This window comes from Cohnella hongkongensis, from assembly GCF_042654645.1.
In the GTDB taxonomy this organism is placed as follows: Bacteria; Bacillota; Bacilli; order Paenibacillales; family Paenibacillaceae; genus Cohnella; species Cohnella hongkongensis.
Map to the genome: position 1 here is coordinate 102,155 of NZ_JBHSEP010000018.1, position 17,476 is coordinate 119,630.

Here is a 17,476-nt window from a genome sequence, read left to right on the forward strand (position 1 = left end):
GCGGCACTGGGTTTTTCGGACGTGCCTGCCGAGCTACTTCATGAACTCGGCGAGCTTCTTCACGTTCTCCTCGTATTTCGTCTGACGATAGGCCATCAGTTCGGCGAAGCCCGTCTTGTCGCGCTTGGCGATAAAGTCGTTGAACGTCTGGTCGAAGTCCGCTTCCGACTTGGCAAGCAGCAGCTTGGGCAGCACCTTGCCCCACTCCGTGGCGATTTTCTTGGCATTGATGCCTTCCTTGGACGTCGCCGGCGGATTGATCAGATCGTACTGCGAATAGCTCTCCGTTTTGCCCTTCGTCCAGTCCTCCAGCTGCTTAAACGGTTCGACCGAAGGCGGCTGCCACTGGAGCTGCATGTTCGTGTCCATCAGCATCCAGAACGTATGCGAGGCGCCGTATTCCTTGTCGAACGCCGAGCGGTCCGTATTAACCAGATGGAGCGCTTCCGGCTTGAATTGGTCCTTGCCGTCGATCGTATCGTACGTGACGCCCTTCTCGCCCAGATACATATCCTTCTGGCCTTCCTCGCTGATCAGGTAGCTGAGGAACTTGATGGCGCGCTCCTTATCCTTGACGTTCTTGGAGATGAGCGTTACCGTCCAGCCCGAGATGGCCGGACCGGGCAGCGTCGGCGCGTCCAGATTCGTGTTCGCCGGACCGTCTACCGCGATGTAGACGGAGTTCGGATCGTTGGCGTACAGCACGTTCTGCTGCGCCGCGAAGTCCGTGCGCTGATACAGCATCGAGAAATAGCGGCCCTGCGCGATCTTCTCCTCCATCTGCGCGCGCTTGTCGACGAAAACGTCCTTGGAGATCAGGCCTTCCTCATTCGCTTGGCGGAACGTCTTCAGCCAGCGGACGAACTCCGGATCGGTCAGACGGTCGTACAGCTTGCCGTCCTTCTCCCGGGGCAGCGCCAGGAAGCTGGACAGATAGGACGAATCCTGCCCGACGTCGAAGAACGAATAGTTGCCGTCTTCGTTAAATTCGTGGAAGCCGATCGGAATGAGCGGCTGGCCGTTCACTTCCGGGAATTTCTCCTTGGCCGCCTTCAGCGCGTTAATGAAGCCCTCCGGCGTCCGCATGTCCGGACTTCCGATCGCTTCGTACATGTCCTTGCGGACGACGAACGTCTGATTGGACGTGAACTCCGTGCCGAACTTCTGGAAATCGGCCGGAGAAGAGGAAGCGTTCGGATAGACGTACGTTTTGCCGTCCGGCTGAGCGTACCAGCTCAGCTTGGCTCCGTCGGCGACTTTGAAGAAGTACGGATCGTACTGTTCCGCCAGATCGGTCAGCGACTCTACGAGACCGCCTTCGACCATTTTCTTGACGCCTTCCTCCCACCAGCCGAGCGTAATGAAGTCGGGCAGCTGGTTCGCCGCGATCATCGCGTTCAGCTTCTCGTTCTCGTTGCCGGCGGGCACGATCAGGTTCAGATTGACGCCGGTCTTCTTCGTAATGTACTGCGACGTCGGGTCTACGCCCCACTTGTTCGGGAACCAGGCGAAGTTCAAATACCAGTCGAACGTAATCGGAGACGTGTCCGACTTCCAGCCCGGCTCGTCGTCCGCCGACGGCTCTTCGCTGCCCGTCGGGCTGGCGCTCGGCTCGGAAGGCGCGACGGAAGCGGGCGGACTGCTGCTCGCTCCTTCTTCTTGGTTGCCGCCGGCGCAAGCGACGAGCGTGATCATCAGCGCGGCGACGATCGATAAGACTAGCCACTTTTTCATGCTCATACCCCTTTAATAGAGTCATATAAAATTTCCCTTGCGGGAGAGTAAAACCGCTGCGAACGATCAGCCCTTGATCGAGCCGATCATCATCCCTTTGACGAAATACCGCTGCAGGAACGGGTAAGCGACCACGATCGGGAACGTCGTGATGACCATCGTCGCGAGCTTGATCGACTGGGAGGTCACGGTCCGGTTGATCGCCCCTCCGGTCGCGCCGACGATCTGATTCGAGCTCGATTGGGCGATGACCCGGTACAGGAACGTCTGGATCGGCTGCAGATCGGCTTTGTTCGTATAGAGCAGTCCGGTAAAATAGTCGTTCCATTGCCAGACGCCGTGAAACAGCGAGATCGTGGCGACGACGGGAAGCGATACCGGCAGCACGACGCGAACGAAGATCGAGAAGTCGTTGGCCCCGTCGATCTTGGCCGCCTCCTCCAGCCCCTCGGGAATCTCGCGGAAAAACGCCAGGAAGATGATCAGATCGAAAAAGCTGAACATGGCCGGATAGATGTACACGCCGAACGTGTCGAGCAAGCCCAGATCCCGCAGCCAGAGGTAGTTCGGAATGAGCGGCGCGCTGAAGAACAGCGTGATCGTGCCCATGATCATATACACGTTGCGGAAGATCAGTTCCTTGCGGGACAGCGCGTACGCCACCATCGCGGTGAAAAAAACGTGAATGACCGTGCCGATGAGCGTCTTGGCGACCGTAATGCCCATCGCCGTCATGATGCCGGCGTTCTCGAACACGGTGACGTAGTTTTCCAGGCTGAATTGTCGCGGAATCCAGTAAATCTGTCCGCCTGTCATCGCGTCCGTGCCGTCGTTGAACGAATTGACGAGCACGTACCATACCGGATACAAGGTCGCGAAGCAGATGATCAGCATCGCGATCACGTTCGCGTAGTCGAAGGCGATGTCCCCTCCGGTTCTTCGGTCTCTCGTCTTCATGCGCAAATCACCGCCTTGGCTAGAATAGGGACGATTGGTTCATCCGCTTCGTGAAGGAATTGGCGATCAGCAGCAGGATGAGCGCGATGACGCCCTTGACGAGCCCTACCGCGGCCGAGTAGGAGAACCGCCCTTGCTTGATGCCGATTTCGTAGACGTAAATGTCGATGACGCTGCTCATGCTCTCGTTCAGCTGGTTTTTCAAAACGAGAATCTGATCGAAGTTGGAGTTCAGAATGCCGCCGACCGCGAGGATGAACAGAATCGAGATCGTTCCCCTGATGCTCGGCAGCGTCACGAAGCGCATCCGCTGGAATCTCCCTGCGCCGTCGATCGTGGCCGCTTCGTACAGCTCGGGCGAGATGCCGGCGATCGCGGCGATGTAGATAATCGCCGACCAGCCGAATTCCTTCCAGATATCGGACGAGACGACGATCGCCCAGAAATATTTCGGCTCGCTCAGGTAGAAGATCGGCTCCTCCACGATGCCGAGCCTCATCAGCACGTCGTTCACGACGCCGACGTCCGACAGCCACGTGATCAGGATGCCGCCGAGAATGACCCAAGACAGAAAGTGGGGAAGATACGTGATCGTCTGCACGGTTCGGTTGAATCTAAGCGAGCGCAGCTCGTTCAGGAACAGCGCGAAAATAATCGGAATCGGGAAACCGATCGCCAGCTTCAGCAAGCTGATGCCGAGCGTGTTGCGTATGACCTGGAGCATCAATTCGTCCTCGAAGATCGCGCGGAAATGGTCGAATCCGACCCAGGGCGCGTTGGCGATCTCGCCGATGCCGATATATTCCTTGAACGCGATGACGATGCCGTACATCGGCCCGTAGTGGAACAGCAGCATCCAGGCGACGCCGAGCAGCGCCATGAGCTGCAGATAACGCTGGGCGTACAGCTTCGTCAGCAGATTCGTCCTTTTTCTGTTAGCTGGCTTCCTTAGCGGGACTCGCGATTCCGCGTTCGCCTCCATGACGGCCACATCTCCTCGCTTGCTTGTAAGCACTTTCAACAACGAGTATAATCGTTTCCCTTCCGGGGCATAAGGCTTCAAATTTCGTTCGAGGTTGCATTTTTTCGGGCGGCGGCGCGTCTTCTGGCCGGAATGCGCAGCTGGACGGTCGTGCCGACGCCTCGTCCGCTGAAGATCGAGACGCCGTAGGCCGCGCCGTACTGGAGCTTGATCCGCTGATCGATATTCCGGATGCCGAAGCCGGTCTCGCTCTCGCTTTCGCTTGCCGGATGGAGAATGTCGCGGATTTTCCATCGCGGCATTCCCAGCCCGTCGTCGATGATGCTGTAGCGGATCTCCTCTCCCTCCTTGCGGACGGAGACGCGAATATGGATGCGATCGCCCGACCACGCATGCTTGAGCGCGTTCTCGATGAACGGCTGGACAATGATTTTGATCGTTTCATAAGGCCACACGGACACGTCGACATCGAACAGCACCTGCAGACGGTCGCCGTACTTGACCTTCTGGATATCCAAATACGCATTCGACTGCTCGATCTCGGAGACGATCGGGATGAGCGTGCGGCCGGAGTTCAGCGTCAGCCGGTAGAACCTCCCGAGCTGAACGACCATCCGCTGCAGCTTCTCGTTCTCGCCGAACTTGGCCAGCCGGTTGATCGACGACAGCGTGTTGTACAGAAAATGGGGGTTGATCTGCGTCTGCAGCATCTCCAGCTCCGCTTCCTTTCTCTGCAGCTGGGTCAAATACACTTTATGGATCAGCGAGCCGACGTCCTCGCCCATCCCGTTCAAGGCCGTCGCGATCTGGGAAAACTCGTCCTTCCCCTTATAGGAGATGCGCTTGTGCAGATCCCCTTCGCGGAACGCGTTCAGCACCGAGACGAACTTCGTAATCCTCTTGGAAAAGTAACGGGAAATGAACGCGCCAGCGAACGTAAACAGAAAGAAGCACAGCACGCAGATGCCGACGATAAACGCCGTCGCCTTCTTCGCCTCCTGCGCGATAATCGTCATCGGCACGCGCGCCACGATCGTCCAGCCCTGGCCCGGCATCTCCTCCTCGATCGTGACGTACCGGCCGCCCCCCTCGTCGGCCCAGTCCCAAGACGCCTCGGAGTCGCCCGAAGCATGCAGCGTCTTGCCGGCGGCATCCTTCACCAGCAGGCCGCTTCCTTCCCCGAGCTTCTCGTCGTTTACGCTCTCGAACAGCTCCTGCAAGGCGACGCTGAACCGCATCATTCCCAGCTCCTCCGGCTTCAGCGGGTCGGCGGTGTCGACGAGGCGCCGAATGAGCGAGATTCTCCCCTCCTCGGCGTCCTCCTCCACCTGCATCCAGGCCGTCGTGACGCCGTACTGCTCTTCCGGGAATTCCGCATACCAGCTCTTGTCCCGAATCCGTTTCATATGATAGATGTTGTACGTCTGCTCCGGATACACCTCGTTCACCGTCTCGTTGTGCACGTACAGGCTCAGACGCTGATTGAACCCGACCGATCTGGACGCGCTCTCCAGCTTCGGGATAATCATCTGCCGCATCCGATAATCGTTCGCCCGGCCGGACTCCCGCGCGCGCAGGTTCTGCACGAGATTGTAGTCGTCGTAGAGCATGGAAGAAATCCGGGTCAGATCGTCGGCCTTGTAGGCGACGTTCTCCCGGATTTGCAGCACCGTGCTCTGGATATGGGTTCGAGTCTGCTGGCGCATCGAAGAATCGTACATCGAATGGGACACATACCCGTTCATCGACACCAGAATGACGGTGAAGATCATATAAGACAGCATAAGCTTGTATCCGATCGGGATATAGCCAAGCCTCTTTCTCGTCCCCGGAACGCTCACGGCCGCTTCCTCCTTTACTGCACTCTCTTCCGGTATTCGAGCGGCGTCATTCCGAACTTGTCCTTGAACTGCCTGCTGAAGTACGGCAAATAGCGGTAGCCCACCTGGTCGGCCACCTCGTAGATTTTCATGCCCGGCTCCTTCAGCAGCTCGCAGGCCCGCTCCATCCTCAGCTGGACGAGCAGCTCGTTAAACGTATGTCCGGACTTCTCCTTGACCAAGAAGCCGAAATAGCTCGGCGAGAAAGGAAAATGCTTCGCGAAGTCCTTCAGCGTAATGTTCTCGCTCATCCGCTCCTTGATCCTCTCAATGACGCTGCGGATAAACTTGCCGTTGGCCGAGTTGTTCTTCTTGTGCAGCTTCTCCGATATTTCATAGATGCGATGAACGAACCAGGAGCGGATGTCGCCGGCGGTCTCGAACTGCAGCAGCACGTCCAGATTGTGCAGCTCGATGTCGAGCAGCTCGAACAGATTCTCGTTGACGAGGCTTAGCCGCTGCTCGAGATTCCAGATCATATAGTTGGACAGATTTTGCACCGTGAACTTGGAGCGCAGACCGGCAAGCGATTGGAACAGATTCTCGAACTCGTCGTAGATCCGCACCAGATCGTAATCCAGCATCGCCTGGAACAGCGCGGCCATACGCGAATCGAGCGTCCTCGCGTCCAGCATCTCCGGCTCGCGCCGCGCCTCCTCGTATTTGATAACCGTTCCTTTGCCGAGGAACATTTTCCCCTCCACCGCTTCGATCGCCTGCTGGTAGGACGAATGAAGCCGGGCCAACGCGTAGACGGGCTCGCCCGCGCCGGTCGTCACCGTGATCGGCAGCCGCCTTCCGATCGCTTCGTACAGCGAACGGACGACTCTGTCGAAGCTTCTGGCCTCCAGCACGAGCGCAATTCGGGTCGTGCTCAGCTTGCAGTACGGCACGCTGCCCTCCCCTTCAAGCCCGGCGCTGACCTGCTCCAGCAGCAGGCGGGACATCTCCAGCTGAGCGTTCGGCGACTCCGCGTATTCCCATGCCAGCTTATCCATCTCCATGACGGCTACGCGAGTGGGCCAAGCCAGCTTGTTCAGCCCGTAGGCGGCCAGCTGCTGGGGCCAATCGGCGGCGCCTCCTCCGGTATCCCCTTCGAACAGGCGAACGAGCAGGTTGCTCTTGGCGATCGGAATCATCCGCCGGTAGGACTCCTCGACCTCCCGCTGCTTGGCCGCCTCCTCCAGATCCTGCCTGACCTTCTTCAGAGTCGAGACCAGCTCGGCGTCCTCCATCGGCTTCAGCACATAGTTGTAGGCCTTCATCGATAAGGCTTGCTGCACATAGCTGAATTCCTGGTAGCCGCTCACGAAGATGACCCGCAGCCCCGGCCGCCGCTCCAGCGCCGCCCTGGCCAATTCCAGCCCCGACATATACGGCATGTTGACATCGCTCACGAGAATGTCGATCGGGCGGCTCTCGATCATCTCCTTGGCGGACAGGGCGTTGTTGGCCGCTCCGGCCACCTCCATCCCCAGCTCCTCCCAAGGGATGAACCTCCGCATTCCTTCGAGATCCAGCTCCTCGTCGTCTACCAGCAGAACCTGATACATTCGGGCCGCCCCCTTTTTTTTACATTCCCTTCCCTTTGACGCTCCTTCCCTTCTCCCCCGCCCTACTCCTTCTCGAGCTTCTGCACGTTCGAATGCCATTTTTCCGTGATGTAGTCCAAGTAAATCTGAAATCCGACCGCCATCGACTCCTCGTGGGCGTCGTCGAGAATTTTCTCCACCTCTCCGTCCGACAGGCCGAACACGGCGTCCGCGCGAGCCTTAAGCCAGATTTCCTTGATTCTCCGCTGAATTGCTCCCTCGTCCGTATCGGGCATCGGATGGAGATTGATGAAGGGCGTCGCGTCCCCTTGGGACTTCCACGTTATCTTATCCTGCCAGTAGGTCGCCCAGTTGCGCTTCTCCTCCGGCAGAGACTGCTCGAACTCGATCTTCGTCCTGTCGAGGTAAGTCGTATTGCCCGCCCAGATCATATCGCCGGAGACGGACTGGATGAGGGCGAGCCCTTCCGGATCCTCGCTGTATTTGGCGGTAAAATTGGGGGTTATGCCGTCCTCCCGGAAGCCGTCCCAATAGCCGTCCGGCCCCGGCGGCCCCCACATCTGAACGGACGACCCTTCGGGTCCCGTCATCCAATCGAGCATCGCGAAGATCGCCTCCGGATCGCTCGCGCTCGTCGTAATGGCGGATACGTTCCATCCGAGCAGGTTGTAAGTTCCCGGATAGATTCTGCTTCTGTCCAGACCGCTGCGGTAAATCGGTTCAACGAAGAAATAGCCGTCGCCTGGATTGCGGCGGGAAAGCTCCGCATGAGCCGGCATCGCCAGCTTCACCGGATCGGCGCCGGCGAACACGGCCACGCGCCCGCTCATCAGCTTCTCGGCAATCTGCTCCTCCGTCTGGGTGAACGCGTCCTGCGTCATCAACCCTTCCCTCATCAGCCTCGCGACGTATTTGGCCGATTCTCGAAAGCCCTCGTCCTTATAAATCGACGTCATCCTGTCTCCGGTTACGACGGCATAATACCGGGTAAAGCTGAAGTTGTCCTCCTTGAAGGCGGAGAACAGCTGATCGATGCCCTGCCCCTCCTTGGCCAGCCCCGTCTCGAAGGGCACGACGCTCGGATACCGCTCCTTTACTTGCCGCAAATACAGGTACAAATCGTCCGTCGTCTCCAGCCTCGGCGAACCCAGCTCCCTGTAGATTTTCTTGTTGACCACATAGCCGGCGTTCCCGTAAGGACGGTCCGTATAATAGTTCGGAAAATAATAAATGCTGCCGTCCGGAGAACGCAGCAGGTTCAGAATTTTCGGGCCCGCCCACGTCCGCAAATTCGGATATTTCTCGATATATTCGTCCAGCGGCACAAGCAGTCCGGCCTGCCGGAGCCGCTCCAGGTCGGCGTCTCTCTGCCCCCAGATCAGATCGGGCAGCTTCCGGCTCGCGATCATCTTCTGCAGCTTCTGGGTGCCGTTCCCTTCCGCTCCGATCGCCGTAACCTGAATCTTCTTATTCTCCTGAATCCATCTCGAGGACGGATCGTCCCCCCACTTCGGCATGTTGTAATAGCTGTAATGCGCGTAGAAAGTAACGTGCAGAGGCTCCGCTCCAAGCGGATACAAGGCGTCCCGGGACCGCTCGACCGCCGGCGGGTCGGCGTGCGGGGACGCGTCGAAGTCTGGCGGCGGTACGGGCATAAGCCGCATCTCGCATGCCGCCAGCAGCAGAGCGAGCGCCGCCGCCGAACTCCGAACGAATCGCCTTCCGGCCTTCATTCCGTCAACCCCTCCCTGTCCGCATCTGCCCCGGGGAAGCCGTCGCTCCTCCCGAATGCTTCCGGTACGTTAAGAATAACAGAAGCAGAGATAGCCCCGAGGGATGAAAATCTCTCCTCGGGGGAACCTCTTCTCTACTGCCGGGCCGTTACACCGGCCGCCGGTTTACTGGACGCCAAGAATTCTCTTGTTCTCCAGCCATCTTTCCGTTCTCCAGTCGAGCAGCTTCTGATAGCCGAACTTCTGCGCTTTCTCTTCGGCCGCGTCGAGAATGCGGTCGACGTCCGCGTCGCTCTTGGCCGTGGCCGTCTCGGAGAGCACCTGCAGGAACAGGTCCACCGAGCTTTGCCGGATATCCCCAAGCTCTCCGTCGGCCGGCGGCTCCAGATTGTTCCGGAATTCCGTGATGTCGTTGGAGGACGGCCAGGTCACCTCCCGCTGCCAGCGCGCGGCCCAGTTTTGCTGCTCGGGCGGCTGCGTATCCTCGTACTTCGCCTTCGCTTTGTCGATGTAGGAGCTGTTGCCCGCGATCATGACCGGATCGTTCTTCGCTTGCAGGTCCGCCACTTCCGCCGCATTGTAGTTCGCCGTGAAGTTCGGATAGCCTTCGTCGTCGAAGCCCTCCCAGTTGCCGCCTTCCGGGCCGAAGAACTGAATCGTCATCCCTTCGGGACCGGTGATCCAGTCAAGGAACGCGAAGATTTTCTCCGGATCCTTGGCCGACTTCGTAATGACGCTGACGTTCCAGCCGAGCGCGTCGTAGCCGCCGGCATAGACTTTCTTCGGATCGAGCCCGGGCTTGGCGACCGGCCAGATCATGAAGTAGCCCGCGTTCGGATCGGACTTCTTCAGCTCGATGTCGCCTTGCATTCCCCAGGTCGTCACTCCGGAGCCCGCGTAGACGGCGACGCGTCCGGTCAGAATCTTCTCCTGCACCTTGCCTCTGTCCTGCGTGAACATGTCCTGGGAGATCAGCTTCTCGCGATACAGCTTCGATACGAATTTTTGCGATTCGCGGAAGGCCGGATCCGTAAAGATGGAGGTCAGTCGTTCTCCCTCCGGAACGGCCAGCAGCGACGCGCTCAGAGACTGGTACAGCGCGCCCTCCTTGAAGGCCGTATACAGCACGCCGATGCCCTGCGCGTCCTGCGTGCGATCCGGCTCGAACGGCACGATCTCTTCGCCGTATCTTTGTTTGACCTGCACGAGATAGTTGTACAGATCGTCGGTCGTCACGAGCGGCGGAGACCCGAGCTCCTCGTAGATCTTCTTGTTGACGACGTACCCCGCCGTGCTCGTCGGATGGTCGGTGTACCAGTTCGGGAACTTGTACAGCTTGCCGTCCGGGGCGCGCAGGATGTCCAAATATTTTTTGTCGAAATAATTTTTCAGGTTCGGATATTTGTCCATATAGTCGTCGAACGGCACCAGCTGTCCCGCTTCGTACAGCCGGTCGAAATCCGGATGATACCGGTCGCCGTAGATGAGATTCGGAAGCTCGCCGGAAGCCATCATCGTCGTCATCAGCTGGGCGTGGTTGCCCTTGGCCTGGATGGCCGTAATGTCGACCTGCTTGTTCTCCTTCAGGTATTTCCAGAAAGGAACGCTCGTAATGTCTGCGGGAAAATCCAGCCAGCCGTAGTGCGCGTAAGCGGTGAACGACAGCGGCTCGGAGCCGAACACCCATCCCGGCGGCGCCTCTTCGCTCGCGCTTGCGCTCGGGCTGGCGTCCGGGGACGCGACGGCGCTGCCGGAGGGCGACGGGCTTCCTCCGCCCGCGCTCTCGTTCTTGCTGCAGCCGGCAGCGATCACCGAAAGAAGCAGTACCGACGACAGCAGCCATAGCGCCGGCTTTGTTAACTTCCTCATACCGATTTACCCCTCTCATTGAATCATTTATGTTCAAAGCGCCGGAGACGCTTCGACACCGACGGAAAGCGAAGAGGCTATTCCTTCAGGGAACCGACCATAACGCCTTTCACGAAATACTTTTGCACGAACGGGTACACCGCGACGATCGGCAGCGTGACGACCATAATCGTCGCGTTGATCAGCGCCTTGGAGGTGAGGCTTCTTTTGGCCATCATCTCGGCCGTCCTGCTGTCGAACCCCGCCATCTGCTCCGAGATGAGGTTGGCGTTCAGAATCCGCCTGAGTACGGTTTGCACCGGCATCAGCTCTTCCTTGAAAATATAGATGGTCGGCATGAACCAGTCGTTCCAGTGGGCGACAGCCGTGAACAGCCCCAAGGTCGCCACGATCGGCCCCGAGAGCGGGAGCACGATTCGGAAGAACGTCCCCCAGTTGCCGCAGCCGTCGATCTGCGCGGATTCCTCCAGACCGGCGGGCAAGCTTCTGAAGAAGGTGCGGAAAACGATCATGTTCCACACGCTGATCAGCGACGGGATGATGAACACGAGGAAGTTGTTCATCAGCCCCAGAGACTTCACCAAGAGAAAGCTCGGCACCAGTCCGCCGCCGAAATACATGGTGAAGATAAAGAACAGCATGTAGAACTTGCGTCCCATCAAATAAGGCTTCGTTAGCCCGTAAGCGACCATCGCCGTCGCGAACACGGCGGATACCGTGCCGACGATCGTCCGGCTGACGGAGATGAAGAACGCGTTGGCCAGGTTTTTGTCGCTGAAGACAACTTCGTAGTTGGCCGTCGTGAACGCTCTCGGCCAGAACGTCACCCCGCCCTTGGCCGTATCCAGCCCCTCGTTGAACGAGACGACAAGCCCGTTCCAGAACGGATATAGACAAGTAAAGGACAGCAGAATCAGGAAGGTGTATATGCCGATCAGCATGAAGCGATCGCTATATCCGAGCCTTTTCAATCTCAACGCCGTTCGCCTCCTTGCCGATGTGTCGGATTACCATAGGCTGTTCCCGGACCTGCGGGCCAAATAGTTCGCCGCCGTCAGTAGTCCGATGCTGACAAGCGCCTTGAACAAGCCTACCGCGACCGCATACGAGTATTTCTGATTTTGCAGGCCGACCCTGTACACGTACGTATCGATCACGTCGGAGACGGGTCTCAGCCCGGGATCCTGCGCCAGAATCAGAATGTCCTCGAAGCCGGCGTTCAGGAAATTGCCCATGGCGAGAATCATGAATATGATGATGACCGGCATAATCGTCGGGATCGTAATCCAATACATCTGCTTGAATTTGCTCGCGCCGTCGATGTCCGCCGCCTCGTACAGATGCGGGTCGATCGCCGCGATAGCCGCCAGGTAGACGATCGAATTAAAGCCGATCTCCTTCCACACGTTCGTCGTGATCAGAATGCTCCAGAAATACTCCTGCATAGACAGGAAGTTGATCGGCTCTTCGATAAGCCGCAGCTTCTGGAACAGGATGTTCACGCTCCCGTTCTCCGTCGAGAGCAGCGACATGACCAGTCCGCCCACGATGACCCAGGACATAAAGTGCGGCAGATAGGTCACGGTCTGAACGACCCGCTTGAATGCCATATGGCGCACTTCGTTCAACATAAGCGCCAGAATGATCGGCGCGGGAAATCCGATGACGAATTTCAGAACGCTGATGATCAGCGTATTGCGCAGAAGGGTATCGATGTCCGGAGCGTTGAAGAACGCCTGGAAATGCTTGAATCCGACCCAAGGATTATCGAAGATTCTCGCTCCCGTGAAGACGTTGTAGTCCATGAATGCGGTCAGCACGCCGTACATCGGAATGTACGAGAACACGAAGATAAGCAGCAGTCCGGGCCAGACCATCAACTGAACGTCCAACTGCTTGAAGAACCGGAGCCATCCGCTCTTCCTCCCGACCGAGGCCCGGCCCGGCGGCGATGCCGGACCCGACGGTTTCGTCGCGGCTTGCGTCATGCGTATCCCCCTAGCTCGATCGATTAGTCGTCTGCAATCGGCCTTGCGCCAAGCCTGTCGCTGCCGGGCGATGGCCGGTTGCCAGTTCCCTTCTCATTCTACCGGCGAGCCCGGAGCAAAACGATATAACAAAAACCCGATTGTTTACACATCGCCACGATCCTTTTCTGAATCACTCCGACAATAACGCGATTCTGCGTCATGAGGACGCCAAGGGCGCTTTGGCTTGGGAGGTAAGCCAAAAAAGCGCGAGTTAGGGGTTGCATGGCCCCTATTTCGCGCTTTTTGGTATATTATTGCCCGCTTGAGCAGGTTAGAGCAAGCGAAGCCGCCCGACTTGTTCTATTGAATGTACAAAAGAAGCCCTCCTTCGAATGCCAGGAACGGCGGTGCGGGGATCCCCTCCCTAGCACCGCCATTTCTTTATTTTTGCCGCATCGTTTTTCTATGAATTAAGTCGCGTTTCTCCGGACGGAAGCGATCGCGCGCTTCCAGCCGTCATATAAGCGTTCCCGCTTCTCTTGTTCTATCGCAGGCTCATACCGGATGTAGACACGCGGCTGCTGTGCGATGTCTTCGATCGACCTCCAGAACCCGATCCCCAGTCCGGCCAAATATACCGAGCCCAGCGCCGAAAGCTCCGCCACCTGCGACTTGGCCACAGGAGTGTCCAGCATATCGGCTTGAAACTGCATCAAAATAGCATTATCGGAGGCGCCGCCGTCCGCATGCAACTTCTTCAGCGCGATACCGGACTCGGACCGCATCAATTCGGCTGCTTCGCAAACCTGATAAGCAATGCTCTCCAGCGCGGCTCGAATAATATGCGCCTTTCCCGTCCTCCGGTTCATCCCGACGATCGCCGCCCTAGCTTTCGAATCCCAGTAAGGAGCGCCCAGGCCGACGAAAGCGGGCACCAGATAGACCCCTTCGCTGTCCGGCGCCTCCGCCAGCAGCCGTTCCATTTCCTCAATCGAATCGAACAGACCCAGATGATCTCGCACCCAGTTGATGCAATCGCCGGATACGCGAATGATCGCCTCGAGCGCGTAAGTCACTTTGCCGCCAATTCCCCAAGCGACGGCGGTTACGAGCCCATTGCCGGATGCAACCGGCCGATCGCCCACGTTCATTAGCACCGACGTTCCCGTGCCGTAAGTCGCTTTGGCCATTCCCGGCTCCAGACATAATTGACCGAAAAGGGCCGCCTGCGAGTCGCCGATGACACCGGTGATCGGAATCCGCGCGGCGAACAGCTCCTCATCCTCGGTGAAACCAAAACCATCGTCCGACGATCTCACTTCCGGCAGCGTCTCTCGCGGCACGCCGAACAGGCGGCACAAGGACTCGTCCCAATCCAAGGAATGAATATTGAACAGCGAAGTACGGCTTGCATTGGTGTAATCGGTGGCGTGCACCTTTCCCCTTGTAAGCTTCCATACGATCCAGCTGTCGATGGTGCCGGCCAGCAATCTTCCTTCTGCATGCAGCTCTTTCGCCTTAGCCGTATGCTCGAGCATCCAGGACCACTTGGTAGCGGAAAAGTAAGGATCCAGCATCAGGCCCGTTCTGGCGCGAATCCCCGGCTCATGTCCGGCCGATTGGAGCGCGCTGCAGACGTCTGCTGTCCGCTGGCACTGCCATACGATGGCAGGACAAACCGGCTGCCCGGTCGTCCGGTCCCACATCACTGCCGTTTCTCGTTGATTGGTGATCGAAATAGCGGCCAGCCCGTCAGGCTCGAGCCCGGCTGCACGCAAGGCTTGCCGCGCCGTTTTCTTCACATTCTCGTAAATTTCCAGCGGATCGTGCTCGACCCAGCCAGGAGCGGGGTAGTGTTGCCTATGGTGCTCCCCGCTTCTTGCTACGATTTGGCCGAGCTTGTCCACCACCAGCGCCTTGGTGCCCGAAGTGCTCTGATCGATGGCCAGAATGAACTTATCCATAGGCAGCCGTCCTTATCGGCCCAACAGCCCGAGGGCGATCTTCTTAATAGAAGCGGCGCTGATTCCGTAATGCTCGAACACTTCCGATGTTTTGCCCGCGATAGCCGGCTCGTCCGGAATGCCGACTATTCGCATCGGGACCGGATAATGCTGCACCACAACCTCCGCCACCGCGGCGCCAAGCCCGCCGTAGACGCTATGTTCCTCTACTGTGATGATGCGTCCGGTCTCCTTGGCGGCGCGAACGATCGCCGCTTCGTCCAGCGGCTTGATCGTATGCATATTCAGCACGCGGCAGGAAACGCCCTCCGCTTGCAGCGCCGCGTGCGCATCAAGCGCCACGCGCACGGTTTCCCCCGCCGCGACGATCGTCAGATCTCGCCCTTCCCGCATCGTAACCGCCCGGCCGATCTCGAACTCGTAATCATCGGATTCATAGACATCCTCTACGGGATTGCGGCCAATGCGCATGTAGGCGCCGCCGATATGACCCGCCAGCGCTTCCGTCATCCGCTTCGTCTCGTGCCGGTCGGCCGGCATCAGGACGGCAAGCCCCGGAATGGCGCGCGCCACGGCCAGATCCTGCACCGAGTGATGGGACATTCCGAGCGCTCCGTAGCTGACGCCGCCGCTAATGCCCACCAACTTCACATTCGTCGCCGAATAAGCGACGTCCACCTTGATCTGCTCGATGCTGCGCATGCTGAGGAAACAGGCGGGCGAGGCCACGAACGGCTTCCTTCCGCTGTGAGCAAGCCCTGCCGCGATGCCTACGATATTCTGTTCCGCGATGCCTACCTCGACAAACCGTTCGGGGTACGACTGCGCGAACGGCGCCATGGCGGCCGAGCCGCGCGAATCGCTGGCAAGAACCATAATGTCGCGATCTGCTTCGGCGAGCGATAGCAGGGTCTCGCAGACGACTTGTCGATTAGGAATGGCGTTCGCCATCATGGCCTCACCTGTCCTTTCTGTTGGTATCTCTCCACGACAGCGGACAGTTCTCCCAGCGCGAGTTCTAATTGCTCGTCGCTCGGAACATGATGATGCCACTTCGCGACATTTTCCGCAAAAGAAACGCCCTTGCCCTTAACGGTGTTGGCCATAACGAGCGTCGGCTTGCCGACTGCGGCCGGTACAGCCTCGAACGTCTTTACGAGCTCATCGATGTCGTTGCCGTCGATGGAGACGACCTGCCAGCCGAACGCGGACCATTTCTCTTCAAGCGGCTCCAGCCCCATCACATCCTCCGTGGATCCGCTGATTTGCAGCCGATTGCGATCTATAATGCCGATCAGATTGTCCAACTTGTAGTGAGCGCCCGCCATGGCGGCTTCCCAGACGGATCCTTCGGCCTGTTCGCCGTCGCCCATTAAGCAGAACACCCGGTAGGACTTTCCTTCCCGCTTGGCCGCCAGCGCCATGCCGACGGAAATCGCCAGTCCGTGGCCAAGCGCTCCCGTATTCATCTCGATGCCTGGCACCTTATTGTTCGGATGGCCGATAAGCCGGGTGCCGAACTGGCTGAAGGTTTTCAACTCTTCCTTCGGGAAAAAACCGAGATCGGCCAATATGCACCACAGCGATTCTACGGAATGACCCTTGCTGGCGATGAACCGGTCCCGTTCCTCCCACTTGGGACGCTGCGGATCAATCTTCATAATTCGATAATATAAGGCCGTCAAAATATCGGTATTGCTGAGCGAGCCGCCGGTATGACCGGCTTTGGCGCCGTGGATCATCCGCAGCAAATCCATCCGGATTTGCGCTGCCTTCGCTTTCAATGCCGCCGTTTCCATGCGTAATCCCTCCTTCGTCGCTTTCCGCCGCCCGGTCAATTCCGATTCAATCTGGCTCTGACCCGATCCAGTACGATCGCCGCCAGAACGACCAGGCCGATAATCACCCGCTCCCAATAGGCTGAGATGCTGAGCAGTACGATGGCATTCGCCAGCACGCCCATCAGCGCCGCGCCGATGACCGAGCCGATTACGCGGCCTTCTCCGCCGTTTAGCGAGGTGCCGCCGATAATGGCCGCCGTGATCGACGCCATCAGCCAGCCATCGCCTATCGTCGGCTGACCGGCGGCGAGCCGGGTAGCCATGATGATGCCGGCCAGCGCAGCAAGCGCCCCCGAAATGGCGTAGACGCTGATTTTGACCTTGTCGATTTTGATGCCGACCAGCCTAGCTGCGGATTCGTTGCCCCCGATCGCATAGATATACCTGCCGAACGGCGTATTCTTGAGTAAATACATGAAAATGACGGTAAGGACAATCATGATGATAAATGGAACAGGAATCGGGCCAATCATGCCCTGACCCAAATACAGCACGCTTTCCGGCAAATTCCGGATCGCCCAACCTTTCGTGATGACCAGAATAAATCCGGCAAAAATTTCGCCCGTTGCGAGCGTCACGATAAACGGATTCAAATTGAATTTCGTAATGAACAGACCGTTGATCGCGCCGCAGACAGCCCCGATGAGAATGCCGATCAGCACGCAAATATAGGGATTGATTCCGCTGTTGATCATCAGCCACGAACTAAGAATGCCGCTAAGTCCCGCCACTGCGCCGACGGACAAGTCGATGCCGCCCTTCAGCAGCACAAGCGTCTGACCGAGCGCGACGATCGCCACGAACGAAAATTGACGAACCAATATGCCCAAATTATAGCTGTCCGCGAAATTAGGTCTGACTATGGTCAATAAGACGCATATCGCCAGAAGCACCAGAAATATACCGCTTTCCGGCGTTTTCAGAATACTTCTGATTCGCGACGCCTGTCCGGCATCCGAAATACTCGATGATTGAAGCTTGCTCATGGGAGCG

General features: G+C 58.2%; 13 protein-coding genes. All 13 read right to left on the reverse strand.

What is annotated here, in order from left to right:
- Positions 1–33: 33 nt before the first annotated feature.
- Positions 34–1,734: an extracellular solute-binding protein gene (locus tag ACFO3S_RS20875; RefSeq protein WP_378100033.1), complete on the reverse strand. Its 1,701-nt coding sequence runs from the start codon at positions 1,732–1,734 to the stop codon at positions 34–36.
- 66 nt (positions 1,735–1,800) lie between these two features.
- Positions 1,801–2,691 carry a carbohydrate ABC transporter permease gene (locus ACFO3S_RS20880; protein WP_378100035.1) on the reverse strand — a complete coding sequence of 297 codons (891 nt, stop codon included), beginning with the start codon at positions 2,689–2,691 and terminating at the stop codon, positions 1,801–1,803.
- Between the two features lie 19 nt (positions 2,692–2,710).
- Complete coding sequence (locus ACFO3S_RS20885; protein WP_378100037.1) at positions 2,711–3,673, reverse strand: ABC transporter permease; 963 nt, start codon at positions 3,671–3,673, stop codon at positions 2,711–2,713.
- A gap of 77 nt (positions 3,674–3,750) precedes the next feature.
- The gene (locus tag ACFO3S_RS20890) at positions 3,751–5,514 is read right to left on the reverse strand and encodes a cache domain-containing sensor histidine kinase (protein ID WP_378100039.1); all 1,764 of its coding nucleotides are present in this window, start codon (positions 5,512–5,514) and stop codon (positions 3,751–3,753) included.
- A 14-nt stretch (positions 5,515–5,528) separates the two neighbouring features.
- A complete protein-coding gene (locus tag ACFO3S_RS20895) occupies positions 5,529–7,106 on the reverse strand; it encodes a response regulator (RefSeq protein ID WP_378100041.1) in 1,578 nt (525 codons plus the stop codon).
- A 62-nt stretch (positions 7,107–7,168) separates the two neighbouring features.
- Positions 7,169–8,839, reverse strand: a complete 1,671-nt coding sequence (locus ACFO3S_RS20900; RefSeq protein ID WP_378100043.1) for an extracellular solute-binding protein — start codon at positions 8,837–8,839, stop codon at positions 7,169–7,171.
- A 165-nt stretch (positions 8,840–9,004) separates the two neighbouring features.
- The gene (locus tag ACFO3S_RS20905; protein WP_378100045.1) at positions 9,005–10,708 is read right to left on the reverse strand and encodes an extracellular solute-binding protein; all 1,704 of its coding nucleotides are present in this window, start codon (positions 10,706–10,708) and stop codon (positions 9,005–9,007) included.
- 77 nt (positions 10,709–10,785) lie between these two features.
- Positions 10,786–11,679, reverse strand: a complete 894-nt coding sequence (locus tag ACFO3S_RS20910) for a carbohydrate ABC transporter permease (protein ID WP_378100084.1) — start codon at positions 11,677–11,679, stop codon at positions 10,786–10,788.
- Between the two features lie 36 nt (positions 11,680–11,715).
- Positions 11,716–12,696 carry an ABC transporter permease gene (locus ACFO3S_RS20915; protein ID WP_378100047.1) on the reverse strand — a complete coding sequence of 327 codons (981 nt, stop codon included), beginning with the start codon at positions 12,694–12,696 and terminating at the stop codon, positions 11,716–11,718.
- Between the two features lie 452 nt (positions 12,697–13,148).
- A complete protein-coding gene (glpK, locus tag ACFO3S_RS20920) occupies positions 13,149–14,642 on the reverse strand; it encodes a glycerol kinase GlpK (RefSeq protein ID WP_378100049.1) in 1,494 nt (497 codons plus the stop codon).
- Positions 14,643–14,654: 12 nt separating this feature from the next.
- Positions 14,655–15,593 (reverse strand): transketolase family protein, encoded by a 939-nt coding sequence (locus tag ACFO3S_RS20925; protein WP_378100051.1) that lies wholly within the window; start codon positions 15,591–15,593, stop codon positions 14,655–14,657.
- On the reverse strand, positions 15,593–16,441 hold the full coding sequence (locus tag ACFO3S_RS20930) for a transketolase (RefSeq protein ID WP_378100052.1): 849 nt from the start codon (positions 16,439–16,441) through the stop codon (positions 15,593–15,595). Before ACFO3S_RS20930 ends, ACFO3S_RS20925 begins: the two co-directional genes overlap by 1 nt.
- 35 nt (positions 16,442–16,476) lie before the next feature.
- Positions 16,477–17,469, reverse strand: a complete 993-nt coding sequence (locus ACFO3S_RS20935) for an ABC transporter permease (RefSeq protein WP_378100054.1) — start codon at positions 17,467–17,469, stop codon at positions 16,477–16,479.
- Between the last annotated feature and the right edge of the window lie 7 nt (positions 17,470–17,476).